Origin of the sequence: Exiguobacterium sp. s125 (assembly GCF_018618605.1) — a bacterium.
Lineage (GTDB): Bacteria > Bacillota > Bacilli > Exiguobacteriales > Exiguobacteriaceae > Exiguobacterium_A > Exiguobacterium_A oxidotolerans.
In genome coordinates this window covers 92,451-118,616 of the sequence record NZ_JACSMI010000002.1, presented here as the reverse complement: position 1 = coordinate 118,616, position 26,166 = coordinate 92,451, and the positions used below count along the sequence as shown (strand labels likewise).

Below are 26,166 nucleotides of genomic sequence, written 5' to 3'. Positions count from 1 at the left end.
GTGGCGATTTTTTTGTGCTTAAAAAAGAGACCGACTCCAAAAGAATGCTTCCTTTCGAGTCAGTCTCAGTTGATTTGAATACTTCGTTTCAATACGTCAATCGATCGACCATCACGTGATGCGGACCAATTCCTTCGATTTCAAATTGCTCACTCGCAATCTTCATTCCAAATCGTTCGTAAAACGGAACTGCGACTAGCCGGGCATTACACCACCAACCAGTAGCTTGCCGTTCCTTTAAAATTCGTCGTGCTTCTTCAAGCAATGCAATCCCGTATCCTTCACCACGTACATCCGGACTCGTCGCCATTCCCCGCAATTGATATGTCAATTCGGGAGCTGTATCATATGACCGTTTTGCAAATGAGCCGATTGCGACAATTTTACCGCCCTTGACGCCTCCGAGGTGAAACGTATCTGTCGCCAAGTCGTCCGGATACGTGCACGCCTCAATCGGTTGATGCGGACGTAAGACGCCATGACGAAGTGGAATCACTTCTGTTGCTTGAATCATTCGAATTTCCATTAGTTCGTCAGCTCCTCACAAAGTCGCTAGTCGGACGATTAGTGAATCAAACAATATTCGCTTATCACCACGCCCAGTCTTCATCCCTTCATCAGTCGTCGTGATGGCGATTAACGCTTGTTCGAGTTGGGCGAACGTAAATCGTTTCCCGGACTGCAATGCTAATTTAATCGCATATGGATGCGCCCCGACCTTTGAAGCAATTTGTCGTTCACCATAACCTTGTTCCGCCAGGCGCTTAGACAGTAACATCATTCGGTACTGACGTGCCATCAAACCGAGCAGCGCTAATATTTCCTGACCTTGCTTTTCTAAGTCACGAATCAGGCGAATCGCAGGCTCAAGTTGACGTTTCATTAAGTAATCCGTCAATTGAAAGACATTGTCTTCAAGTGTCCGCGGTACTAACAAATCAACATCCGCCAACTCGATCGTCGGATGATCGCCTGCATAAAGCATCAGCTTATCGAGCTCATGCGCTAGCGTTCCCCACATTTCTCCTGTCAAAAAGATTAACCGTTCAATTGCCGGTCGCTCCATCCGGTATCCTTTGTCATTAACAGTATCCATCGTAAAGCGGAATAATTCTTCCGAAGTCGGCTTTTTTGCTTCGAGGACCGTCGCACGATCTTTCAACCGCTTGACGATTTTTTTTCGTTCATCCAGTTTCTCCGCTTCGACAATTAAAACGACGACTGCATAATCTGCCGGTTGTAAGACATATTCCGCTAATCGATCAACGTTATGCGTTTTTTTATCTTTCGCGCCCGTCAGAAAAGTCGCTGGTTTTGCAACCACGACACGGTAATCACTTAAAAAAGGAACTGTTTCCGCCTCATCTAACACGGCATCGAGAGGCTGATCGTTTAAATCGATCTTCATGTAGTCAAATCGTTCGCCATCTGGTAATGCCGCCTTCACGATTTCACGTTCCCACTCCTCTAAAAGATGACGCTCCGTCCCATATAATAAATAAAGGTTAGCCAACTTTCCGTTGACAAGCCAAGGTGTTTTCATCATTCCCACCACATTTCACAGTTTGTTCTTAACTTCATCATAGATAATCCTCTTTTATTCCGCTATACTAGAAGCGGAATCTATTAAGGGGGAATGCAGCATGGCACATTCAGTACGCCCACCAAGTGAAAATGCGTTTGAAAACGATATTCAATCAAAACGTAATGACGCGCTTGACTCAGCCGTCGGTTTTGGCGCTTCATTTGGTTTCTTCGCCGTTTTATTCATCATTGGCGTTTTAATCAAATTCTTAAGTCTATAATCACTAAAACAGCAACCTTGGGGGGTTGCTGTTTTTTATTTTATCATAGCTTCACAGCCTGCTGAAGAACAAGTTATCATCCCGTCCCTGTCCGTCCGCCAAATCGTCCGCTGATTTCCGATGCGATCTAACACTTCTTCATGCGGGTGACCATAACGATTATTCCGTCCCGCGGAGATGATGACTGTTTCTGGATTCGTTTGTTGCAACAAGTCGAGTCCCGTCGACGTCTTCGAGCCATGATGACCCGCTTTCAAAATATCGATTGGTCCAAGGTTCCAACCTTCTTCTTGTTCAATGCTCGCGTCACCCGTCAACAAAACCCGTTTTCCTGCAACGTCCGCAAGCAACACGATGGAACGGTCATTCTCCTCTGCTTCTGATTCGTCAGGTGCAACAACAGTAAGCCAAGGTCGTATCTCTCGCCCTGCCTTGACGAACTCCACTTTGGTCCCTGTCGCTTCAATCTGCTCCAGCAAACGATGCCGCTTTTCATCCTGATTATCGTATCTTCCGAAATAAATCGTATCGACACGAATTTTCTTTAATAACCCGATGACACCTCCAATATGATCATTGTCAGCATGAGTCAAGATGAGTCCGTCGATTACTGTCTCCGCGCGCGTATGAAGAAAAGGCGCAACGATTTGACTACCAGGGTCGAACGGACGTAACGTGGGACGTTGTGATAACGTAAACGCCCCGCCTGTGTCGATGACGAACGTTTCTCCATCCTTCTCGATTACCGTACTATCGCCTTGACCGACGTCGAGAAATGTCACCTGTTCTTCCGTCCTTAAATCCATCGATACACTTCCAAGAAGGAGAGCACAGACGGGAAGAAGATGCCCCCACCACTTTTGTTCCGCTACATACCATCCGATTAAGACGACGACTATAACGAGCAAAAAGAGTGGTAACGACAATAAGTGGACAGCAACGGTCGGAACAGGTAACTGCTCCGCTTGGGCGAGGGCAAGATCAAGTACACCAACTGCTCGCTCGTGGAGCGTCATGAATGTATCCGTGACTGGGAAAAACAAGAGTAAGCCTACTAGAAAGGAAAGCGGAAGGATGATCCATTCGATCCAGGCTCCAATGACGAGGTTCAACAGAGGCGACCATGGCGAAACTTCCGTTTGTTCCGCCATTTGCAAGACTAGGCTCGTTAAGATCTGCGCCCAGACACTAATTAACAACCAGTTCCAAGGACGTTTTACTTTTTGCCAGATCTTGCGCGACAATAATAAAAAAATCGTTAGTCCGACAGTCAACTGAAAGCCGATATCATAAAGACTCGTATAGGAATAGGCGAGTTGCGCTGCTGCAACATAGGCAACCACGAGGAGCGGGTCTGTCCGTCGTCCGAGACGCTGATAGAGCAGCAAGATGAACGCGACGCAGACTGCACGCGTGACCGGCGCACTCCATTCCGTCAGCCAACCATATAACGGTAATAAGACAAGGACGAATTCCGCTCTTCGTTCACGCGTCAATCGGCACTTTTTCAAAATCCATAATATCGTAAAAATCAAAAAGGCGATATGTGAACCTGAAATGACGATTGCGTGTAACAATCCAAACTTCTTGAAGCGATCAAGCGTCAACTGATCCATCAATCGGTCCTCACCTAGCACGAGCGCTTCGATATACAAGGCTTGTTTCGCCGGAAGTCGTTCAATCCGGTCCATCCATGCTTGGCGCATCCTGCGTCCCTGCGCGTCAAATCCAGGTGTATCGGTACACGATCCCCATTCTTTCACTTCGAATTTTCCTGCTAATCGTTCTGTACGCATCCAGCGCGCCTCGTCAAAGCCGCCACGATTGACACGGGGTAAAACCATTTTTTCCGTCAGTTCGACTTGACATCGTCTTCCAATTCGCTCGTAATCGAGATCCTGATGTTCATCTAGCGTCGCCGAAACGATCAACTCCTGTTGATTCGCAGTCGCCAGGTACCGAATCCGATCTCCATTTTGCTTCGCGTCCAAAATATCAATTGTCTGAATCGGTGTCGTATCAACGAAATCTTGTCCGTACACGATGAGCACTACGACCAACAGACTCATCAAGACAAGGCGTGTCGAAGTAAAAGACCAGCTTTTAATGGTCAAAACGAGACAAATCACACCTACGAGCCAAAGTGACTCTTTGATTGCGATCAATACAATCATGAAAAATAACGGGAATAACGGCATCAGTAAACAATCAAATAGGCTCTCAATGTTTCAAGCGTCTTGTCACCAAATCCCTTAACCTCTCCTAAGTCTTCATAACGCGCGAACCCGCCCTTTTCTTCACGATAGGCTAAAATCGCGTTCGCTTTAGCTGGACCGATTCCAGGGATTTCAAGTAACTGTTGCTCCGTCGCAGCATTCAAGTCGAGCAGACCAGTCGGCACATCTGCTTGTGGCACTTCTTCTTTCGGTTGTGTAAGTTTCACTTTTTCTTTTGTCGGAACAATGACTTCCTGACCGTCAATCAACCGTGCCGCGAGATTCATTTCTGTCACATCAGCAGCTTGTGTCAACTCCGCACGAACGACTGCGTCTTTAATCCGGTCGCCTAACTTAAAGGAATAGGGTCCCGGTCGCTTGACTGCCCCTTTCACATCAACCATGATTTTTTTGTTTAAGAGGGTCTGCTCCGTGGACCCTTGATCTTCTGCTTTGGCGTCTTGCTCATGCTTAACGATTGCTGGTTTGTCGACGAGCGCTTCTTTCGAACACGATGGTAACGGGACGAACAGTACGATTATCAGTAACACGACAACAACAACACTCGCGATTTGTTGAATCCGGGGAATAGTCATCGGTCTCCCTCCTCTTGCCTCGACTTTACCAGGCTCGAGTCGTCACGTAGCTTTGAGTAATTCGTTTTTCTCGTGGTGTTAACTGACAAATCAATTCCTCAAGAAATCTTTTTCATGTAAATCGTTTATTTTTCTTTAACATACAGCACAAAAAACCGCTGCGAAAGTTTCCTTTTGCAACGGTCCATCCATTATATTTTTTCAGCTACAAAGAAAATTCGTTCGGCCGTCGGTGTTGGTGCATCACTCGTGAAATCACCTGTTACGGCGAGCGTCCGGAATCCGGCTTCACGAAGCCACGTCACGTATTGTTCCGGCGGATACGTCCGTTGATGATGTGTCTCGTCAACACGGTCATAACGTCCATCTTCGTCTTCGATGAAGAACGTCAATTCGTGGACGACGGACAGTGGTGCTTCTCCGGGATCGGCAAACCAAATATAAGAACTTTGTTCGGCGTGTGTCGCATATGTTTTCCCGTTAAAGAGTGTTTCCATCTTATACGGGGAATGCACATCAAACAACAACTTCCCGCCTTCTTTTAACGTCCGTGCCGCATGTTCGAACGTCTGTTGCACATCCGCTTCTGTCTTCAGGTAGTTGAGCGAGTCACACAAAATCGTCAGTGCGTCGACTGGAGCAGGCAATTCGATTTCGCGCATGTCTTGACACCAAAAATCGATTTTTTGCTGTTGTCCCATCGCTTTTTCTTGTGCAATTTCAAGCATCTCTTCCGATAGATCGATACCTGTCACGCGGTAATGCTCAGCGAGTAACAACGTCGCCGTTCCTGTCCCACAACCGACGTCAGCAATCGTACTGTTTGCTTCGACGTATTGCGATACCCAGGCGACCCATTCGTCGTAGGGAACATCTTGCATCAACTCGTCATAGACGTATGCAAACTGTTCGTACGCCATCAGTCGATCTCGACTTCTACTTTAGGTGCGTCTGACCAGAGTTTTTCAAGGTTGTAGTAGTCACGGTCATCACGGTGGAAGACATGGACGACAACATTTTCAAGATCGGCGAGTACCCAACGCGCTGCGTCAAGTCCTTCGAGACGTTTGATCGGAAGTTCATTTTTATGCGCAACTTCTTTCACTTCACGTGCGATCGCTTGAACTTGCTTTTCTGATCCACCTTCACAAATCACGAAATAATCTGCGATTGGTGAGATGTTTTTCATATCTAAAACGATGATATCTTCTGCCCGTTTATCATCAATTGCATTTACGATTAATTTTAATTCTTGTTCGACTGTCATAGGACGGTCCCCTTTCGTTTAGCCGTGACGAATGCATTATACGTTTCAATCGTCAACGGAAAAATCACTGTTTGTTTGTTACATAAAAATTGGATGGTATGCGCAAGCGTCGCGATGACGGCGTCCGTTAAATCGGCGTCTGCAATTTCACGTAATGTTTCAACGCCTGGATACGTACGATTCGGCTCAATCGCATCGGCGACGAAAATCACTTGATCGAGCAATGGCATATCCGGAGCACCGGTCGTATGATTCGCGATCGCTTGGTAAATCACCGTATCTTTGACGCCAAGTTCACGTTTGACGAGTTCTGCGCCGATTGGCGCGTGCAAGAGCTCATCGTCATAATCGAGCAACTCGAGCTGTCCGAGTTCGCGAGCGAGCGTCCGCATTTCTTCGGTGTCCCGATACTTCGCATAATCGTGCAGCATCGCAGCGAACGCTGCCGTTTCCTCGTCGACACCGTTTCGCCGTGCGAGTTGACGAGCTGTTTCAACAACTCCAAGCGTATGCATATAACGCTTATGCGGGAGTGTTTGTTTAATGATATCGTCTGCTTCTTCAAGTAACATACAATTCCCACTCCTCGATTAGTTGTCGGACAGCTTCAGGAACAAGGTAACGGATACTTTTACCGCGGGCGACACGTTTTCGAATGTCCGTCGAAGACACTTCAAGCGACGGTAAGTCGACTGCTGTCACCTGCGCACCTGCCGGAATCAAATAACGACTGCCTGGACGTGCGACCGCTCCGAATTGAACTGCCTCAAACAGGCGGTCTGCTTGATACCATGTATCAAGGCTCGCAAGCGAGTCTGCCCCGAGTAGAAACACGAACTCGTCTGTCGGATACCGTTTTTTCAATTCGAGAACCGTCTCAAGCGTATACGATTTTTCCTGACGCTCGAACTCAATCGTCGAGACGGAAAACGCATCGTTTGCCTGGACAGCGGCTTCAACGAGCTTCAACCGTTGCGCAGCACTCGTCACGTTCGCCGCTTTATGCGGAGGGACGTTCGCAGGTAAAAACCAAACCGCATCAAGATGCAGTTGTTCCTTTGCTTGTTCCGCTATCAATAAATGACCGATGTGGGGCGGGTCAAACGTTCCGCCCATCAAACCAATCTTCATCGTGGTAATTGTAACGTTTTATTCTCTTTCGATTCTTTGTAGAGAACAACAACTTTACCGATGACTTGAACGAGTTCAGCATTTGTTCCGTCGACGAGTTCAGCCGCTACGTCTTTTGGTGTGTCGGCACAGTTCTGCAAAACTTGGACTTTCAATAATTCACGTTTTTCGAGTGCATCGATCAAATCCGCACACATCGCTTCTCCAACGCCATTTTTCCCTACTTGGAAAATCGGGCTTAAATCATGTGCTGTCGCACGTAAAAATCGTTTTTGTTTACCTGTTAACATATCAATATTCCTCCAATTGCTTTCGAATCACCTGCTCACCAAGCGTAAGATCAGGTGCATGACCGGTGAAGCGTTCAAATGCTTCAGCCGCTTGTAAAACGAACATCGGGACGCCGTCTAGTGTCGCGAGTCCTCGAGCCGAGGCGTCACGTAGTAGTTGCGTCGGAGTCGGTCGATAAATAATATCACAAATCAGTGCCGTCGTCTCGGTCAATACGATTGGTGTTGCTTCGATGCGTGGCATCATACCGACCGATGTCGTATTGATGATTGTGTCATACGGCGTTAAATCTGGTGACTCCGACCAGTCGATTGCCTGCGCCTGAAAGTCAGCGGCAAGCGCGCGCGCGCGTTGATTCGTCCGGTTCATGAGTGTGACAGTCCCGTCGAGCGCTGCGACGATTCCTCGCGCCGCCCCGCCCGCGCCAATCACAAGAATGTTTTCTGACGATTGTCTTGCGGACAAGGCACGAACGAATCCCGTCCCGTCCGTATTCGCACCGACCAGTTCCGTCCCGTCAAAATAGACCGTATTGACCGCCCCTGCTTTTTCAGCAGAAGGCTCGAGTCGATCAAGAAACGGGATGATTGCCGTCTTATAGGGAATCGTGACGTTAATCCCGTCGAGCTCGCGCATCCGTAATTGCCGGACGACCTGCTCTAAATCGTCTGCTTCGACATCTATCATACTATAACAGCCGAAAAGCCCAGCCGCTTCCAGCCATGCCTCGTGCAGCACGGGTGAAAGTGAATGGGCAATCGGATGACCGATGACAGCGAAACGCATCAGACGAGCGCCTCACGTAAGGAAACAGCAACACCTTTAGGCGCGTAGGCAGCTACTCGTCCACCTTTTCCGTGAACTGCAACCCAACCGAGTCCACTGAAGACGATATCTGTTTTCATGTTGTCACGTAAGCTGAACTCATGACGGACGAGCGGTGGTAACATCTCAAGCGTTTTTTCATTCGGAGGCGATAATAACTCTCCATTATGATTTGCATAAAGATCGTCCGCCTTATCTAACTTCGTCCGGTGAACCTTGAGTTCATTTGACATATAGATGACGAATGAACGTTTGTTCCCTTCCATGTAGTCAAGGCGTGCTAAACCACCAAAGAATAACGTTTGTTGCGGGTGGATTTGGAAGACTTGTGGTTTGATTTCTTTTTTCGGCGTAATCAATTTCAAGTCGCGCGCATCGACATAGTGCGCCATCTGATGATGATTGATGATTCCTGGCGTGTCGTACAGGTTACAGTTGTCATCTAGCGGAATGTCGATCAAATCGAGTGTCGTTCCTGGGAAGTGACTGACGGTGATGACGGCCTCTTCTTCTTCACCAAAACGTTTAATGACTTGGTTGATGAGCGTTGATTTCCCGACGTTCGTACAGCCGACGACGTAAACGTCGCGCCCTTTACGATAGTAGTCAATCTTCTCGGCTAATTCATCGACGCCATGCCCTTTTTTCGCACTAATCAAGTGAACATCTACCGGACGTAAGCCCAGTTCCTTCGATGTTTGGCGCATCCAGTTCATCAAACGATTCGGATTAAGTGATTTCGGCAACAAATCTGCCTTATTCCCGACAAGCAGGACATCATTTTTTCCGACGAAGCGGTGTAATCCTGGTAACCAACTTCCGTTGAAATCAAAAATATCAACGATTTTAACGACGAGTGCATCTTTTTGACCGATTCCGTCTAAAATTTTGACAAAATCATCGTCCGTCAATGCAACGTCTTGAATTTGGTTGTAGTGTTTCAGTTTAAAACAACGTTGGCAAATGACCATTTCACGGTCAAGTGCAGATTTAGGCGCATAACCTGGTGCTTTCGGATCCTCTGTTTGAATCTCGACACCACAGCCGGCGCAATGAATTTCTTCGTTCATATGTGTGTTGAGCCGCATCGGGAACTTTCCCTTCTCTATTCAACGTAGCACCCTGCACGCTACTCCAAGAGCGTAACTTCCGACCTATTGCCGTACATGTTGCGACTACTGCCTATCCTTTCATCTACCGGTATGACAGGGTCATTGTTGCTTATCTTGACGCAGTGACTCGATCTGCCGCTTTTCCGTTTCAGACTCTTCTTTGACACGTTGCGTCAATTTATAGATGCCTTTACGTTTCATGCGACGGAAGACGAGACGTTCCATCAAGCGATTGAATTTAGTGACGACACCGTCTGTTTTAACGACGGGTTGGACGTGAATGACTTCAATGCCTACGGAATTTGCTCCTAGCACATCAGTAAACAGCTGATCCCCAAGAAATACAACTTCTTTTGCATGGTAACCGAATTCCGTTAATGCTCGTTTGAAACCGATTGGTAATGGTTTTCGGGCAGGTGCAATATAGTGAAGTCCGAGTGGATCCGCGAACTTTTTGACACGATCGCCGTTATTATTCGAGACGATGATGACGTCAAATCCGTATTGATTATTCACCATATCCAGCCATGACACCAATTCGTCTGGAGCATCGGCAATATCCCATGCAACAAGCGTGTTATCAAGATCCGTCAAAATTGCTTTGACACCGTTTCGTTTTAACATCTCTAAATCGATATCATAAATGGATGCGACGAAATGTTTCGGATAAAGTCGTTTGAACAAGAATAAAACCTCCAGATAATGGTCTAGCTCTATAGTTAAGTTTAAGAAACAGTTATGTTCTTATCGTTCGATTATAGCACAATCAATGGCGTAGAGCGATGCACAAAAGAAAACGCCCTTTCACTTGAAGGGCGCTTTTGCTTTCATGAATTCCAAATACCAAGTGCTTGTCCCATCAAGACAGGACCAGTTACATCATCTTCTAAATCAAGCGCACCTTTTGGAGCAATTAAAACGACCGTCGAACCGAATGAAAAATACCCGAACTCGTCGCCACGACGAATGTCACGTGCATGATTCGTTTGGACAATCGTGTTAACGTTCAACGCTCCGACCATGACGTGTTCAAGCGCATGTGCACCTTGGACGATTCGCGTCACCCGTCGATAGTTTCGTGTCAGCGGTCGCGTTCCGTAAGCCAATCCAAGATCATTGACCGGTGCAGAATCCCGCCCGAGCGTATAACTCGTCCGAACTGTCCCATCGATTGGAACATGAACGCGATGATAATTTTGTGGGCTGAGATAAAAAATCAGGACACGGCCACCAACGTACGTTGCCGCTTCATGGTGTGAACCAATCAATTCCGCGACTGAATACGTTTGTCCTTTGACCGTGAAGCGACTCTCTTCCGTCAAGTCGTCGACGACAGATAAAACACCGTCGCACGGACTGACGAATGCGTGCTCAGCTTGCGTAATCGGTCGGACTTCTTCTTTTAAGTGACGGACGAACAACTCATGTAGAGTCGGGTACGCGTCGACCGGCTGACTCGCTTCGTGCATCTGTAGCTCATACAACTTAATGAATGGTTTAATCAACGGTCGACTCCACTCGCTCATCGCAAAGCGCCGCAATTGATGTGCGACGAACGGGCGTCCATTTAATTCGAATAGATTTTTAAAAAACCATTTTTTAATCATTTAAATCACCCGATGATTCTTCTTTTGAATCCTCAATATCCTTACCTGCGAAGAATTCCTTATAGCTTTCTTCTGTCTGTTCGCCTGCGACACGGCTTACTTCTTTCCCATCTTTGAAGTGGACGACAGTTGGTGTTCCTTCGATACCGAATGTATCCCACGCCGACTGTTCGACAGCAAGATCAATCTGTTCAAACGGAATATCCTGTTGCTCGCCGAGCGGTACTAAGTACGGTTTTACTTTTTCACAGTGGACGCACCCTGTCTGATAGAAGTACGTATAGAATTCGTCACCTGACTTTAATTTTTCAGCGACTTGACTCGCTGTTAGATTTCCATCTTTCGTTGCTGAATCTTCATTATCCATGAAGAGCAGCAATGTTGCTCCCAGTATGACGATCAATGCGATGACGCCGGCCGTTATCCAATTCGCTTTTGATTGCGACTTTTTCGACGGCTTCACGCGCGTAGACTTTTTCGACAAATCGATCCCTCCATCATTTTGGCATAAGCCATTTTTTCTGAATCATTATAGCATGACCACCCGCTAGAATCGTATCGATTTCAAAAGCGTCACTAATCAGTAACAGGTCGGCACGTTCACCCGGTTTGATTGTCCCTCCAGAAATCCCGTAAGCTTCGGCAACGTTTCGTGTGACCGTCTGAATGGCGTCCGTAAACGCTACCCCATGACGAACCGCTTCCTCGACCGCTTGCAACATCGAGGTCGGCTTTCCTGATTCCATTCGTAGAAGTTTACCTGCCGCATCGAACGCCGGCAGACTCGCACCGGCGTCACTCGACATCGTGATCTGCCGTAAGGGAATCCCTGCTTCAAGTGCCCGTTTCAGCGCAAGTCCAGCCGGCACCTCGCCTTCTTCGATGAAGGCTTTTGTCGTACAGGTCGTAAAATCAATCCGTCCCCCTTGTTTCGCCCAAGCAAGACCGGCTTCAAAAATCCGTTCACTTCGATTGATATGTGTCGGTAAAAATTGTTCGATCGGTACATCCGACGTCCGGACGACTTCTTCGAGGAGATGTAACGCTAGTTTCCCGTCTCCAATATGGACGTTCATCGTTCCATTGACCCCTTTGACCATCCCGGCGATGCGCGCCTCAGCTGTGAGTCGCGTCAGCTCCTGAACAGTCGGTTGAGTCGAACGATGATCATTGATCGCAATCTCGCCGAGTCCGATGACTTCATTGATAAGGACGATATCACGACCAATCGTATCCGTAATCGAAACGGGCGGGACAGCGTAGCTGCCCGTTAACAGAAAAGGTCGAATTCCGTGTCGTGCAAACCCGCGGACGTGTGCCAGTAAATCAATCCCGGTCCGGGTCCAACCATCCGTGCCAAGTAATCCGACGACCGTCGTCACACCACCCGTCAAGAAATCACTAGCGACTAACGGAGCCGTCCGAGAAGCAAATCCGCCTTCCCCACCTCCGCCAATCGGATGAACATGACCATCGATCAATCCTGGAACGAGTCGCTTCCCCGTACCGTCAATCGTTTGTTCAAGCAAATCCTGATCGATATTATATGTCCCGATTCCTAGAATCGTTCCACCTCCGACAAGTACATCCGTCGGGATCTCGTTAACAAGTGCTTGTTTAATTAAAATCAAGCCTCTTCCCCCTCACTATAAACGATAAAAAGCGAGCATATCGCCCAGTGACGATACCTCGCTTTCAAGTTATTCTGCCTTTGTCCCTTGACCAAGACCAAGATCTTCGTTGACTGCATCAAGTGCGAAGACAACAAGTGACGTCACGACTGACATCGCTGTCGCAAATCCAAAGTTATACGTAACTGCATCGACCGCTGATACGATGAACACAGCTGTGTTCACGAGTAAGAACGACCAAAAGAATGTAACGAGAAAACGCATTCTTTCCCCTCCATTTCCATAGCTTACTTTTATTAGTCCTACGTCTCGTAGTATATCATTTTTTAAATCATCCGACAGCTTTAATCGGATTTTTTTAAGCGTTTTTCTTTTTGCTCAAAACAGTCACTTCCCTGTTTTCTACCGGTCCATATGCTAAAGTAATGAGGAAAGAATCTAAAGCGAAGTTGGTGAATGTATGAAACGTCATCTTATTGCCGTCGACCTCGACGGTACACTCTTAAAAGACGACAAGACAATCAGTCCTGCAAATATTGCCGCACTGCACAAAGCGCGTGAAAATGGTCATGAAGTCGTCATCGCGACAGGTCGTCCGTTTCGCCACGCGAAACGCTACTATGAAGAACTTGGTTTAACGACACCAATCGTTAATTTCAACGGAGGTTTCGTTCATCATCCGAATGATCCCCACTTTCAAGTCAGTCATCATCCGATTCCGTTAAAAACCGTGCAACATATTCTCGAGTCCGTTGCTGATACGAAAACACAAAACATCGTCTGTGAAGTGACCGATCATGTCTATTTCCAACGTGATCCGGTCGGGATTTACGAATTTTATACCGATCATGCCCTGTCCGTGACGACCGGTGATTTGCGGAGGCTGCTCCAACATGAACCGACCTCGCTGTTGATTCATGCCAAGGGTGAGCACGTTAACGAAATCCGGTCAGAGCTGTCGCATGTTCATGCCGAGACCGTCTTGAACCGTCAGTGGATCAAGCCCGAGTATATGGTCGAAGTCATGCGTAAAGGAACGAGCAAAGCGATTGGTCTTGAGCAAATCGCACGACATCTCGGAATTGAACAGAAACAAATCGTTGCCTTTGGTGACGAAGAAAACGATTTAGAAATGATTGAGTATGCGGGACACGGTGTCGCGATGGGCAATGCGATCGGACCACTCAAATTACTTGCGAACGGGACGACAAAACGAAATGAAGACGATGGCATCGCCTATTACTTGAAGCATGTCCTCGGACTCGCTTGATGATAAAAAAACGCATCTCCTTGACCGACAAATGTCGTTACTCAAGAGGATGCGTTTTTTGTTCTATCCTTTTCGGAAGTAACCAACGACTGAATCGGTTGGTACGACATTGATAAAGACGGTTTCATCCGCGTCACGGCAAATCCGTTCGATATCCCGCAGTTCATGTCGTTCGATGACCATCATCAGCGTCGATTTCTCGGCCCGTGAATACGTTCCGATCGACGGCATCTGTGTGATTCCACGAATGATATGTTGGTGCAGTGCCATCGTGATATCGTCGGCATGGTTCGTGATGATGAAGATTGTCAGGCGCTGATTGCTCGTATGAATCTCATCGACCACTTTCGACGTCACGTAGATAAAGACAATCGTATAGAGAGCTGTCGACCAACCGAACAATGCGCCGGCAAGGATTGCAATCAAAAAATTCAAAACGAATAAATAAAGACCGACACTTCGGTCCGAGAACCGGGCAAAAATCAAGGCGACGATATCGAAGCCACCGGTCGACGCACCAAATTTAATCGTAATCCCCGTTCCAATCGCAAGCAAGACACCACCAAACACTGCGTTTAATGTTTGGTCACCCGGAATGACAGCATATTGTGGAATCAAACCGATAAAGATCGTTGTCGCTAAAACAGAAATCAGCGTAATGATTGTAAAGCTACGACCGAGCATAATCCACGCCAATATAATCAATGGAATATTAAGGGCTAAAAACCAAACGTTCTCACCGAACGCAAATGCCGTGTCCTGTAAAACCTGAGTCAGGATTTGGGCAAGCCCCGTAAACCCTGTCGAATAAACGCCACTTGGAATCAAGAACCAGTTCATTGCGACCGCAATGACGAACCCACCAATCGAAGCGACCATTACCTTTAAAATATTTTCCTTCACAACTGCTGTCACACCTCGTTCTCCTCTCCTGCTTGAACTATCTTGGAACACTTTAGCACATAACAAATGACAGCGGATAGTCAAGAATGCGAAAGAAATTGATTTCTTTTTTTGGTAGCGCTCTCATGTGTCCGCGCGATGACTGAACGAAAACAACTCGAAAAACCGGACGATTTTCGAGATTCATCAAGAATTTCGAAAATCGTCCGGTTTTGTGTCAATCATATACACCTGATTCGTTCTAATTTTTAGACCGTCATTGAAGAAGGAACCGTGACGCTACCTTCAGCTGGTACGTCAACGACTTGATTATGGAGTTTCAACGAGAATGCTTCACCTACAGATTGCTCAATCGAGATTTCATTTTGTTTGACGTGAATATGGATATGATGACCGCGCCACTGCATCCGGAACGAATAACTCGTCCAGCCTTGCGGTAACATCGGATTGAAGGATAATACTCCTTCTTGAACACGGAGTCCGGCAAAACCATGCACGATCGACATCCATGATCCGACCATTGACGTGATGTGAAGACCATCTTCCGTATCATTGTTGTAGTTATCCAGATCGAGGCGTGCAGAACGTTGATACAATTCAACCGCCTTTTCTTCATATCCGACTTCAGCGGCAATGATGGAATAGATACAAGGTGAGAGCGACGATTCATGCACCGTACGTGGTTCATAGAAGTCGAAGTTCGCTTTCTTTTGCTCAATCGAGAAACGATCCGTCAAGAAGTAAAGGCCTTGCAAGACGTCTGCTTGTTTAATGAATACAGACCGGAGGACACGATCCCACGACCAGTTTTGATTGAGTGGCAAGTGTTTCGGATCAAGATCAGCAACCATGATTTGTTCTTTATCCATGAAGCCGTCTTGTTGCATGAAAACTGCCGGCTCCGTCTCATCTTTTGGATAATACATTTTTTGATCGATGTCGGCCCACTGCGCAAGCTCTTCATCCGTCAATGTTAATTGATGCATCAACTCGGCGAGACGGTCCGGCTCGTTGTCCGCTAAATGACGATGGACGGTTTGCGCGTATTCAAGGCACCATGCTGCCATCAAGTTCGTATACCAGTTATTGTTGACGTTATTTTCATATTCATTCGGTCCTGTCACACCGAGGATCATGTAGACGTCTTTTTGCGGGACATAGTTGACACGGCTCGCCCAGTACCGCGCAATTTCGACAAGGACTTCAAACCCGTATTGTCCGAGATATGACGTATCCCCTGTATAGTTCGTATAGTTATAAATCGCATGCGCAATCGCGCCGTTCCGGTGAATTTCTTCATGGGTGATTTCCCACTCGTTGTGACACTCTTCCCCGTTCATCGTGACCATCGGATAGAGTGCACCTTTCATACCGACGTTCTTGTCTGCATTCTCTTTTGCTTGCGGCAATTGATTATGACGGTATTTCAACAAGTTCCACGCGACGTCAGGTTTTGATGTCGCAAGGTAGAAGTTGAGACAATACGCTTCCGTATCCCAGTAGGTCGCGCCACCATATTTTTCGCCGGTGAATCCTTTTGGTCCGATGTTCAACCGGGAGTCTTCTCCTGTGTAGGTTTGGAACATGTGGAAGATGTTGAAGCGAATCCCTTGTTGCGCTTCGACGTCACCTTCGATTTTAACGTCTGCTTCTTCCCAGTGCTTCAACCAAGCGGCCTCATGCTGTGCGAGGACGGTATCGAATCCCAGTTCGAACGCTTCATTGACACGCTTCATTGCCTGCTCCAGTAAATGTTCGACTTCATAATCACGGTTTGTCACGAGCGCGACTACTTTCTCTACCGTCGCCGCTTCACCTGGTTCGACTTGTTTCGTAAAGCGGTTCGCCACGTATTGTGACGTCCCTTCAACGACTTCACAAAATGCGCCTTCAACATCTGTAATCATCGCCGCCGTTACGTGCCAATCGAGTTTTTTTGTTTTTGACGTGACATATCCGAAACGCTCTTCCGTCCCATGTTCGACCGGGAGCCAAAATTTTTCATCGTAGTTCGAGTCCTCGTTCTCGACATCCGCATCAAGATACGACTCGATGATGATTTCCGCTTCAAAGTTGATCGGTGTGACCGTATAACGGAGTGCTGCGATTTCTTTTGTCACGATTGAGAAGAATCGCGTCGATTCAATCTTCGTCTCTTCGACGCCATTCTTAAGTAACATCGTTCGTGTCAAAACACCATGTTGCATATCAAGTTCACGCTTAAAATCGACGACTTCCCACTCATTCAAATCGACATTCTTACCATTGATCGAAACACGGATACCCATGATATTGACTGCGTTCAATACTTTTGCGAAGTACTCGGGATAGCCATTTTTCCACCAGCCGACACGTGTTTTATCCGGATAATAGACACCTGCCACATACATTCCTTGGTGTGTATCGCCTGAGTAATCTTCCTCGAAATTACCACGCATCCCCATATGGCCATTCCCAATCGAAGTCATCGATTCGGCGAGACGGTTATCCTCAGGATGGAACCCCTGCTCTATAATTTTCCATTCATTCATATCAAATAATCGTTTCATCATCAGTCGCTCCTTTTATCATTGCCGATTTCGAACGTTTTCATCGTCATTTGTAAGCGTTTCAACGTTTCTGTACATTCTTTATTTTACACATAAAACAGCTTAATGCAATCGTTTGCACGAAAATAAATTTCTTTTTGTGAAACCGTTCCTAATAACTTACTTTCCACTTTAGTTTCTTTGTGTTTTTTTGTTCATAGCATAAAAAAAACTTCATCTCGAGCCCCGTTCCGGGCGAGATGAAGTCACTGGTTTTCATTCGTTTTTTGGACCCCCGCAAGACTGACGAACGACGAGGTAATGCGGGACGATGACACGTTTACCATACGGCGTCGCATCTTCATTGATTTGTTCAATCAAACAATTCGTCGCTTCAAATCCTAGACCAAAGATGTTGATTTCGACCGAGGTCAATGGCGGACTCGAAAACTCAGCGATGAACAGGTTATTGAAGCTGACGACCGCCATTTGGTCCGGGACACTAATCCCCATCTCATTCAACGTACTCATGACGCCGAGCGCCATCATATCATCACTGACGACGACGGCAGTCGGCGGATGATCGAGTGACATCAATCGTTTAACGGCGTCAGCCCCACCAGTCGTCATGAATGGTGCACTGACGATATAGTTATCCTCGACCGGAAGACCCTCTTCCATTAAAGCCGTTTTATACCCACCGACGCGTTCTTGCGTGACCGCTAAGTCTTGTGACCCGCCAACGAAGGCAATACATTCATGTCCGAGCTGATGCAAATACTTTGTCACTTCACGACCGGCAAGGTAATTATCCGTATCGACATACGTGACTTGCGATGAGTCACTGAACGGTTTCCCGACGACGACGAAGGGAAACTTCGATTCTTGAAGAAATTGTACGACTTTATCATCGGTTCTTGAATATAAAACGACAACTCCGTCGACGCGACGGCCCTGAACCATCGAGACGACGCCCTCATATACTTCTTCTTCCGACACGCCTGTCGTCATATAAAGCGAGTACCCGTTTTGATGCGCTTTCGTACTGATTCCACGGATGACTTCTGAAAAGAATGGGTTTTGAAGTGTTTTCGTCGCTGCGCTCGGCATGACGAGACCAATTGCTTGCGTCGTCCGGTTCGCTAAACTCCGAGCATGGACGTTCGGATAATAACCGAGATCTTCCATTGCTTGTCGAACACGTTCTTTTGTTTTTTGACTGATTCGCGGACTATTCGCGATGACACGTGAGACCGTCGATGGTGCGACGTTCGCTTCCCTAGCGACGTCTTTAATTGTGACTTGCATCCCCTTCACCTCATCATTTCCCTACAAATGTATTTTATTGTTTTTCGTTCGAACGATTGACGCGTCTGCGATGGACCAAGAGAAGAATCAACGCAAGGATTGGGGCAATGGATCCAATCGCAACAAGTGACCACCAGTTCACTTGAGAATCTTCTAAGATATATCCATTCGCACTACTGCCATCCAATGTAATTTCATAGGCATCTCCATCTTGTCGGACGAGATCGGAAAATAATAATCCTCGCAGACGTTGATCATCACCGATTTCAGAAGCTTTAATCCGCATCGTCGTTTTCTTCTCTCCTAGATTGATTGCGTAAATCGCCGTCTGATTTTTTGATTCTCGAGCGTATACGGCCATATGATCCGTCTTTCCTAACAAGCGTTGCTTCCCTGTCGCGAACGCTGGGTAGTCTTGACGCATCTGATTCAACGTTTTTACATACTCCTGCATCTTTTCATTTTTATCAAACTCCATCATCATTCGGTTCCCCGGATCTTCACCACCCGGCATGGCGACTTCCGTTCCTTGATAGACGACCGGCATACCTGGAGCAGCATATAGGGCGAATAACGCGAGGCGTAATTGGCGTTCTTCATCTGAAGTTCCACCGATTTTCGCTTCTGTAATGAATCGTTTCAAATCATGATTATCAATGAATGTCGCGAGCGACATCGCTTTCGGATTAAATGTGATATCTCGATTATAAACTGAATCGAGTTCTTCCGCTGAACCATTTTTGCGGGCAAATTGATCTTTTATCCCGTAATAGAAAGGAAAGTTTGTCACGGAATCAAATCCAAGCTCTGAATAGGTCGCAATCTTTCGCGGATCACCATCGAATACCTCTCCGAGTAAAAATAAGTCCGGATGTTTTTCTTTGACGGCCGGAATGAATTCCTTCCAAAACGCCGGCGGAACATGACGGACCGTATCGAGACGATACCCATCGATTCCTGTCTCATCGACCCAGTAATTCGCGACGTCAACCAAATAATCGACGACTTCTGGATTTTCAGTATTGAAATCTGGCAAATCAAATAACCAGTTGTTTTCGACTTCGACTTGATTGTTCCAATTCATAATCGGTTGTTCTTCATGGAACCAATCCGGCTTTTCTTCGACAAGCGGATGATTTGGTCCGAGATGATTGACAACTAAATCAAGAACAACTTTGATGTCACGCTCGTGTGCTTCGTCGACCAATGTTTTAAATTCTTCTTTTGTTCCGAAATGGGGATCGATTTTATAATAATCCTCCGTCCAGTAACCATGATAGCCATTCGGTCGATTCTTAAAGACCGGTGTCAACCAGATTGACGTGAATCCTTCATCTTTTATGTAATCAAGGCGTTTCGTCACCCCTGCCAAATCGCCACCATGATAAGCTTTCGGATCGTCCTTGTTCACATCGATATCATTACTCGTTTTCCCGTTCTCAAACCGGTCGATCATAATAAAATACATTCGTTCCTTTTCCCAATTTGCTGCTTCACTCGTCTGCGGAAAAAGTCCGAAAGACAAGAGAAGCGGCAAGAAGAGAAGCATCACGCCTCGTCTCATGCCGCTAATTCCTCCTTTATTACCCTTTCGTTCCACCTGCCGTCAATCCAGATACGAAGTAGCGCTGGAAGGCGAAGAACAGAAGGACGATTGGGACTGCAGATAAAACGGCACCTGCCGCAAACAACGTGAAGTTGTTATCAAATTGCTCAGAAACCATGTTGTATAATCCGACCGCAAGCGTCTGTTTCTCCGGCGAACGGAGAACAAGTGACGCCAGGATGAAATCATTGAACGGTGCCATGAAATTGAACAAAGCGATGACAGCAACCATTGGTTTAGCAAGCGGAAGGATGATTTGCCAGAAAATCCGAAGATGACCTGCCCCATCCATTCGTGCCGCTTCATCTAGCTCTTTTGGTATTGTATCAAAATATCCTTTGGCGAGATACGTATTCATCGGAATCGCTCCACCAGAGTATAAAAGAATCAACGCAAGATGTGTATCGAACAAATCGAGCATGTTGAGCAACACATAAATCGCGATGATCGCGACGAATTGCGGAACCATCTGCAAGACGAGGAACAAAATCAACGAATTTTTTCGCCCGACGAACCGGTAACGTGAGAAGATATAGCCCGTTAACGTGATCAATGCGACCGAGACGACCATTGTAATGACAGCGATTTTGATGGTGTTCAAATACCACATGCCGTAATCCGTTTGTGTCGCATCAAACAGATCGAAGTAATGGATGAGTGTCGGATTACTCGGGAAGATGTCCGAAGTAATGCTTTTCCCCGGGTTGAGCGAAGTCCCGACAACCCAAAGTAGTGGATAGACAATAATAATCGAGGCGATCGTCAAAATGAGGTATGACAACGCCATATTGATTCGGTTTTGTTTTCTCATTAGATCATATCCTCATCTTTGAATGATTTTGAACGTTTAAACTGAATGACGGCAATCGTCATGATGAAGAACGACAGTACGAGTGTAATTGCTGCTGCGAAACCATACTGTGGATTTGAACCGAGCGATAGCTTATAGATCCAGGAGATTAAGATGTCGGTTCCACCCGCAGATTGTCCCGGTACAGCCGGTCCACCATTGTTAAAGAGATAGATGATGTTGAAGTTATTGAAGTTAAACGTGTATTGCGTAATTAAGATTGGAGCTGTCGCGAATAAAATCATCGGTAACGTGATCAAACGGAATTTTTCACCTGAAGTCGCCCCGTCAATCGTCGCCGCTTCATATAGATCTTCCGGAATCGACTGTAAGATTCCTGTCGTGAGCGTCATGATATACGGGAATCCGAGCCACCACTGAATCCCGATCAGTGCGAGACGTGTGTACGTCGGGTCAGTCATCCACTCGACACCACCGCCTATTCCGATTGCCGGGAGCAACGTCGTGTTAAAGACGCCAAATGTTTCATTGAACATTGAACGGAAAATCAAAATCGTGATAAAAGCCGGTACCGCCCACGATAAAATCAAAATTGAACGGAAGAAGCGTTTCCCTTTAAGACCTTTTTGGTTCAAGAGAACAGCCAGACCAATTCCGATTGCGATGACGCCTGTCGTCGAAGCAACTGTCCAAACGAGCGTCCAACCTAACACACTGATGAACGTATCACGGAAAATATCGACCGTGAAAATGTTTAAGAAGTTTTGAATGCCAATCCAGTCGACGAGCTTGGCTGGTGGCGAGTTATTGAATTTATAGTTCGTAAAAGCAATCAAGAATGTAAAAATCAACGGTAAAACGACTGTGAAGACGAGTAGTACCAACGATGGAATCAGCATAGCATACGGGAACCCGTTATCACGGAAATTCCGTAGCTGCATCTTCAGTGAAGGTACTTCTACATTTAAATCACGCAGTTTACCGATTCGATACGCATCGATAAAGTTCCAGACGTAAATGGCAATACCAAACACAAGTAAAATCAACGCGATGATTCCCTCGACCATTAAGAAAATCGAGTGATCTCCCCTTACGCCTGCTACCTCACCGAGTGTAATCAGACCCCAGATCGCACCGCGATCCCCTGGTCCATTCCCGGCTCCTTTAAAAAACAAATCAAAATTGACTAAAAAATATGACAGGACGACGATAAAGAATATCGCGCCTTTTAAAAATTGTTTATTATACAGTTGCCCTAAACCTGGGACAATTGAAATCAACGAAGCAATTTTGCGGTGATTCGTTTGTAGTTCCGGTGTCGGGTCCGTTTGTTTCGGTGTCGTAATGGCAGCCATCGTCTGTTCTCCTTTCCAAAGGTCATGTCTGACCTCAGGCTTCTCTTCCAACCATAAAGATGAGGGGGAATCAATGATCCCCCTCTCTTTAATTCTTTTTTAGTGATTCAATTGGGAAACGACGACTTATTGATTGTTCGCTTCGATTTGTTGCTTGATTTGTTTGACAGCGTCATCTGCTGATTTTTGAGCATCTTGCTTGTCTGTTGCAACAAGTTGAAGTGCTGCTGCCATTGGTTCCCAAACTTGTCCCATCTCGGCGATGTTCGGCATTGGCACACCGTCTTTAGACTGAGCGAAGACTGCTGCTGCAACTTCGTTATCTTTAATCGATGCATCTTCTTGGAGTGAAGTGACCGGTGGAATCTCGTTGTATTTCTCAAACATCGCTTTCGCGTTTTCTTCACCTGTTAATGTAGCAAGGAATTTCTCAGCCCATTCCGGATTTTTAGAATATGCAGAAACCGCATACGTTTTAACTCCTACGAATGTTTTGATTGCTTCACCGTTCGGAAGCTTCGGAAGCGCCGATGCTCCTAAGTTGATGCCTTTTTCTTTATAGCTTGAGACTGCCCATGGTCCGTTCATGACAGCGACTGCTTTCTTGTCACCGAACAATTGATCCATCGCTTGACCGCCGCCACCGCCGATCAACCCTTTCGGGAAGAGACCTTCTTTGTACCATTTGCCGATGTAGTCCATTCCTTCGACAGCGCCAGCATTGTTCAAGCCGATGTCTGCAGGATCAAGTTTTCCACCGTTATCTTTAAAGACATATCCACCGTACCCAGCAATCGGACCGTGTGCGAAGTAGAAGTTATCCCAAAGTGCGAGGAAACCATACTTGCCGTCTTTTTTCTGTTCCGTTGATACTTTATAGAGATCATCCATTGAAGCTGGTGCTTCTTTTAACTCATCCTTGTTGAAAAGGAGAATCGGTGTTTCAACAGCTTTTGGATAGCCGTACACTTTACCATCAAATGTGACAGCAGATTTTGCTGTATCGATGAATGGCTCAAGTGCTTTTTCACCATCTTTAAGTTCAGTGATCAATCCTTGGTCAACGACTGTCCCAATCTGGTCGTGTGGAAGAAGAATGATATCTGGTCCTTTATCAGCAGGTCCGTCAAGTGCAACTTTTTTCTGTTGATCTGTCATTTTGACTTCTTTAACTTCAACTTTTACGCCTTCTTTTTCTTCAAACGCTTTTGCCGCTGCTTTTGTTGTTTCGGCTTTTTCAGTATCTTCCCAAATAACGATTTTATCTGGTTTGCCACCATCGCCTGATGTATTCGATGAAGAGTCTGAATCTGTTCCGCCACCACATGCTGCGAGAGCACCGATTGCCATTACCGATACCGAAAGACCTGCTACAAGTTTTTTCATTTCCATGATTGAAAATTCCTCCCCAAGTTAACGTACGAATGATAAGTTCTAATGCACAACGTTTGCATAAAGGCACAACCATTTTCTCATGATAACAACTGAGTAGTTGTAAGCGTTTTATGAAAACGTTTGCATCACCTTTACATTTTTATTATACAATCTAAATCCCTTTTGACAAGTCCTTTTTATTAATTATTTTCCTACATTTTAAAAACATTCTAAAAAAGTATTTAATCGAATAAACTTCCCTAAAATTTTTATTACCCAAAAAAGAAAACGTTTACATTTAATTTAATTGCGCACTTTAATGCAATCGATTGCATTAAATCATAAAATTATCTTTTGGAATTCTCGTTTTCACCAATTCTAATTGACTTTAAGAAAGCGCTTTACTATTCTTAGTTCGAGGACCATTACATTAGAGTGCAATCGATTGCACTAGAGGAGTGACCATTATGCTCAAAGAAGCCGTATTCCATCGCGCCATGTCTCCGTTCGTCTATAAGTACGACGAAAACACGATTCATATCCGTCTCCAAACTAAGAAAAATGATGTTGAGCATGTCGAACTGATTTGGGGAGACCCGTATGATTGGCATACTGAAAATCCCGATGATGCGGACTGGAACTTCGATCCATCGAAAACAAATCATTGGAACACATTCGAAACATCAATGAAAAGAAGTGGTTCAGACGAATTATATGATTACTGGTTTATTGATGTCATCCCCCCATTCCGTCGTCTTCGCTATGGTTTCCGGTTACACGATGGGCAAACAACACAAGTTTTCACAGAACGTGGGTGGTTCAATGAAAAACCACTTGATGATACCGGTTACTACTTCTGTGTACCTTACTTAAATAAAATCGATGTCTTCACATCACCCGCTTGGGTCAAAGATACGGTCTGGTACCAAATTTTCCCTGATCGTTTTGCGAATGGTGATCCATCGAACGACCCTACCGGTACATTGCCTTGGAATAGTACAGAACCGACGACAACGAATCTGTTCGGTGGGGATTTCCAAGGGGTGATTGATCACATCGACTACTTGGTTGAGCTTGGTATTACGGGCATTTATTTCTGTCCTATCTTTAAAGCGAAATCAAATCATAAATACGATACAATCGACTATCTCGAAATCGACCCACAGTTCGGAACAAAAGAAAAATTTAAAGAAATGGTCGACCTTCTACATGAAAATGGCATTCGTATCATGCTCGACGCCGTCTTCAATCATGCCGGGTTCCACCACGAAGCCTTCGCTGATATCCGTGAACACGGTAGCAACTCGTCTTACCGTGATTGGTTCCACCTCCGCGACTTCCCACTCGTCACAGAACCGATGCCGAACTATGATACGTTCGCCTTTGTGCCTGAGATGCCGAAATTCAATACAGAAAATGCTGAAGTAAAAGCATACCTTCTTCACGTCGCCCGCTACTGGGTCGAGGAATTCGGAATCGACGGTTGGCGATTAGATGTCGCGAATGAAGTCGACCACGCTTTTTGGCGTGATTTCCGTCGGGTCGTCAAAGAAGCAAATCCTGAAACGTATATACTTGGAGAAATTTGGCATGATTCGCAAGAGTGGTTACTCGGTGATCAATTTGATGCCGTCATGAACTATCCGTTTACGAACGCAGCGTTAAACTTCTTTGCCCTTGATAAAACGAAGGCGACGGCGTATGCCAATGAAATGTCACACGTTCTCTTCTCGAATACGATGAACGTCAACGAAGTGACATTTAACTTAATCGGCTCACATGATACACCGCGCGCCTTGACGCGTGCCGGCCATGACAAAAATAAGATGCGTCTCCTCTTACTATCGATGTTGACGTTTTCCGGTAGTCCCGTCATCTATTATGGCGATGAAATCGGACTCGATGGGGATCAAGATCCGGGTTGCCGTAAATGTATGCCATGGGACAAAGAAGAACAGGACTTAAACCTTTTGATGTATACAAAACATTTACTTCAACTGCGGCAACAGCATAAGACTCTTGCGAATAACGGACACATTTCATTCGTTCATGCGGATGACGAGACGAATTCGATCGTCATGCGTCGAACGAGCGAAGATGGAACTTACTACATCTACTTCAACAACTCGAATCAGCAAGTAACACTTCCCGCACCAGCGGCAGGACAAGGCATGGATTTGTTCTCGAATTCACCACTTCCTTCTTTAGAAGTAACACTTCCACCTTATGCAGGAACAATCGTCCAAGTCCTTTAATCAATACGGTATCTGTCTCGTTTCGAGATGGATGCCGTATTTTGACGTGTCGACAAAGTAATATTGGACACGTCCTTTTCGTTACTTTTCTCGGACAAAGCGCAAGCTGTTGCTTCTTAATCCCATTCTTACCTGTTTCTAGCTATGCGGGGACAAGTACTGTCACGGGCAAGTACAGGAAGGAAGAAACAAAATCAGCGAGTTTTCCCTCCTACTTCATTTTCTGTCCCTTGAAACTCATCTAATAGTTATTTTGATGCTTTTCTAGGGTAAAG

Annotated in this window: 26 protein-coding genes; 3 read left to right on the top strand and 23 right to left on the bottom strand. The window is 46.0% G+C overall.

Annotated features, from left to right (window positions below):
- Positions 1-88: 88 nt before the first annotated feature.
- On the bottom strand, positions 89-526 hold the full coding sequence (locus KNQ05_RS08280; protein WP_214769880.1) for a GNAT family N-acetyltransferase: 438 nt from the start codon (positions 524-526) through the stop codon (positions 89-91).
- A 15-nt stretch (positions 527-541) separates the two neighbouring features.
- Positions 542-1,543, bottom strand: coding sequence for a DNA polymerase III subunit delta (gene holA / locus KNQ05_RS08275; protein WP_214765458.1), 1,002 nt, complete (start codon positions 1,541-1,543; stop codon positions 542-544).
- Positions 1,544-1,643: 100 nt separating this feature from the next.
- Here holA and KNQ05_RS08270 point away from each other — a divergent pair, with 100 nt between their 5' ends.
- Complete coding sequence (locus KNQ05_RS08270) at positions 1,644-1,805, top strand: YqzM family protein (protein WP_029332892.1); 162 nt, start codon at positions 1,644-1,646, stop codon at positions 1,803-1,805.
- A 35-nt stretch (positions 1,806-1,840) separates the two neighbouring features.
- Here the strand turns inward: KNQ05_RS08270 and KNQ05_RS08265 are convergent, their stop codons facing one another.
- The 14 genes from KNQ05_RS08265 to KNQ05_RS08200 form a co-directional block, all read right to left on the bottom strand.
- Positions 1,841-4,003 carry a DNA internalization-related competence protein ComEC/Rec2 gene (locus KNQ05_RS08265; protein WP_214769877.1) on the bottom strand — a complete coding sequence of 721 codons (2,163 nt, stop codon included), beginning with the start codon at positions 4,001-4,003 and terminating at the stop codon, positions 1,841-1,843.
- Positions 4,003-4,617 carry a helix-hairpin-helix domain-containing protein gene (locus tag KNQ05_RS08260; RefSeq protein WP_214765462.1) on the bottom strand — a complete coding sequence of 205 codons (615 nt, stop codon included), beginning with the start codon at positions 4,615-4,617 and terminating at the stop codon, positions 4,003-4,005. The genes KNQ05_RS08265 and KNQ05_RS08260 overlap by 1 nt, the downstream gene beginning before the upstream one ends.
- Before the next feature lie 191 nt (positions 4,618-4,808).
- Positions 4,809-5,537, bottom strand: coding sequence for a class I SAM-dependent DNA methyltransferase (locus KNQ05_RS08255; RefSeq protein WP_088836516.1), 729 nt, complete (start codon positions 5,535-5,537; stop codon positions 4,809-4,811).
- Entirely contained in the window at positions 5,537-5,884 is a 348-nt protein-coding gene (rsfS, locus tag KNQ05_RS08250) for a ribosome silencing factor (RefSeq protein WP_029332888.1), read from the bottom strand. The genes KNQ05_RS08255 and rsfS overlap by 1 nt, the downstream gene beginning before the upstream one ends.
- The gene (gene yqeK, locus KNQ05_RS08245; RefSeq protein ID WP_088836515.1) at positions 5,881-6,456 is read right to left on the bottom strand and encodes a bis(5'-nucleosyl)-tetraphosphatase (symmetrical) YqeK; all 576 of its coding nucleotides are present in this window, start codon (positions 6,454-6,456) and stop codon (positions 5,881-5,883) included. Before yqeK ends, rsfS begins: the two co-directional genes overlap by 4 nt.
- Entirely contained in the window at positions 6,446-7,015 is a 570-nt protein-coding gene (locus tag KNQ05_RS08240; RefSeq protein ID WP_088836514.1) for a nicotinate-nucleotide adenylyltransferase, read from the bottom strand. Before KNQ05_RS08240 ends, yqeK begins: the two co-directional genes overlap by 11 nt.
- The gene (gene yhbY, locus KNQ05_RS08235; protein WP_088836513.1) at positions 7,012-7,305 is read right to left on the bottom strand and encodes a ribosome assembly RNA-binding protein YhbY; all 294 of its coding nucleotides are present in this window, start codon (positions 7,303-7,305) and stop codon (positions 7,012-7,014) included. The genes KNQ05_RS08240 and yhbY overlap by 4 nt, the downstream gene beginning before the upstream one ends.
- 1 nt (position 7,306) lies before the next feature.
- Positions 7,307-8,092: a shikimate dehydrogenase gene (gene aroE / locus KNQ05_RS08230; RefSeq protein WP_214805126.1), complete on the bottom strand. Its 786-nt coding sequence runs from the start codon at positions 8,090-8,092 to the stop codon at positions 7,307-7,309.
- A complete protein-coding gene (gene yqeH / locus KNQ05_RS08225) occupies positions 8,092-9,201 on the bottom strand; it encodes a ribosome biogenesis GTPase YqeH (RefSeq protein WP_029332883.1) in 1,110 nt (369 codons plus the stop codon). The genes aroE and yqeH overlap by 1 nt, the downstream gene beginning before the upstream one ends.
- Positions 9,202-9,342: 141 nt before the next feature.
- Complete coding sequence (locus KNQ05_RS08220) at positions 9,343-9,927, bottom strand: YqeG family HAD IIIA-type phosphatase (RefSeq protein WP_088836511.1); 585 nt, start codon at positions 9,925-9,927, stop codon at positions 9,343-9,345.
- Between the two features lie 143 nt (positions 9,928-10,070).
- Positions 10,071-10,850 carry a phosphatidylserine decarboxylase gene (locus tag KNQ05_RS08215; RefSeq protein ID WP_214805124.1) on the bottom strand — a complete coding sequence of 260 codons (780 nt, stop codon included), beginning with the start codon at positions 10,848-10,850 and terminating at the stop codon, positions 10,071-10,073.
- Complete coding sequence (locus tag KNQ05_RS08210) at positions 10,843-11,334, bottom strand: thioredoxin family protein (RefSeq protein ID WP_029332880.1); 492 nt, start codon at positions 11,332-11,334, stop codon at positions 10,843-10,845. The genes KNQ05_RS08215 and KNQ05_RS08210 overlap by 8 nt, the downstream gene beginning before the upstream one ends.
- 13 nt (positions 11,335-11,347) lie before the next feature.
- The gene (gene iadA, locus KNQ05_RS08205) at positions 11,348-12,481 is read right to left on the bottom strand and encodes a beta-aspartyl-peptidase (protein ID WP_088836509.1); all 1,134 of its coding nucleotides are present in this window, start codon (positions 12,479-12,481) and stop codon (positions 11,348-11,350) included.
- 69 nt (positions 12,482-12,550) lie between these two features.
- Positions 12,551-12,745 carry a YjzD family protein gene (locus tag KNQ05_RS08200; RefSeq protein WP_012369663.1) on the bottom strand — a complete coding sequence of 65 codons (195 nt, stop codon included), beginning with the start codon at positions 12,743-12,745 and terminating at the stop codon, positions 12,551-12,553.
- A 196-nt stretch (positions 12,746-12,941) separates the two neighbouring features.
- On the opposite strand from KNQ05_RS08200, the gene KNQ05_RS08195 reads away from it, so the two are divergent.
- Positions 12,942-13,751, top strand: coding sequence for a Cof-type HAD-IIB family hydrolase (locus tag KNQ05_RS08195; RefSeq protein ID WP_088836507.1), 810 nt, complete (start codon positions 12,942-12,944; stop codon positions 13,749-13,751).
- 63 nt (positions 13,752-13,814) lie between these two features.
- Here the strand turns inward: KNQ05_RS08195 and KNQ05_RS08190 are convergent, their stop codons facing one another.
- The 7 genes from KNQ05_RS08190 to KNQ05_RS08160 form a co-directional block, all read right to left on the bottom strand.
- Positions 13,815-14,666, bottom strand: coding sequence for a YitT family protein (locus KNQ05_RS08190; RefSeq protein WP_029332877.1), 852 nt, complete (start codon positions 14,664-14,666; stop codon positions 13,815-13,817).
- A gap of 236 nt (positions 14,667-14,902) precedes the next feature.
- Positions 14,903-17,203 carry a glycoside hydrolase family 65 protein gene (locus KNQ05_RS08185; RefSeq protein ID WP_088836506.1) on the bottom strand — a complete coding sequence of 767 codons (2,301 nt, stop codon included), beginning with the start codon at positions 17,201-17,203 and terminating at the stop codon, positions 14,903-14,905.
- Positions 17,204-17,458: 255 nt separating this feature from the next.
- Positions 17,459-18,490 carry a LacI family DNA-binding transcriptional regulator gene (locus KNQ05_RS08180; protein ID WP_088836505.1) on the bottom strand — a complete coding sequence of 344 codons (1,032 nt, stop codon included), beginning with the start codon at positions 18,488-18,490 and terminating at the stop codon, positions 17,459-17,461.
- 34 nt (positions 18,491-18,524) lie between these two features.
- Positions 18,525-20,054: an alpha-amylase family glycosyl hydrolase gene (locus tag KNQ05_RS08175; RefSeq protein ID WP_088836504.1), complete on the bottom strand. Its 1,530-nt coding sequence runs from the start codon at positions 20,052-20,054 to the stop codon at positions 18,525-18,527.
- A gap of 19 nt (positions 20,055-20,073) precedes the next feature.
- The gene (locus KNQ05_RS08170) at positions 20,074-20,907 is read right to left on the bottom strand and encodes a sugar ABC transporter permease (RefSeq protein WP_029332873.1); all 834 of its coding nucleotides are present in this window, start codon (positions 20,905-20,907) and stop codon (positions 20,074-20,076) included.
- Positions 20,907-22,262 carry a carbohydrate ABC transporter permease gene (locus KNQ05_RS08165; RefSeq protein ID WP_088836503.1) on the bottom strand — a complete coding sequence of 452 codons (1,356 nt, stop codon included), beginning with the start codon at positions 22,260-22,262 and terminating at the stop codon, positions 20,907-20,909. The genes KNQ05_RS08170 and KNQ05_RS08165 overlap by 1 nt, the downstream gene beginning before the upstream one ends.
- A gap of 126 nt (positions 22,263-22,388) precedes the next feature.
- Positions 22,389-23,648, bottom strand: coding sequence for an extracellular solute-binding protein (locus KNQ05_RS08160; RefSeq protein WP_204251432.1), 1,260 nt, complete (start codon positions 23,646-23,648; stop codon positions 22,389-22,391).
- A gap of 455 nt (positions 23,649-24,103) precedes the next feature.
- On the opposite strand from KNQ05_RS08160, the gene KNQ05_RS08155 reads away from it, so the two are divergent.
- Positions 24,104-25,891: a glycoside hydrolase family 13 protein gene (locus KNQ05_RS08155; RefSeq protein ID WP_214805122.1), complete on the top strand. Its 1,788-nt coding sequence runs from the start codon at positions 24,104-24,106 to the stop codon at positions 25,889-25,891.
- The last annotated feature ends 275 nt before the right edge of the window (positions 25,892-26,166 follow it).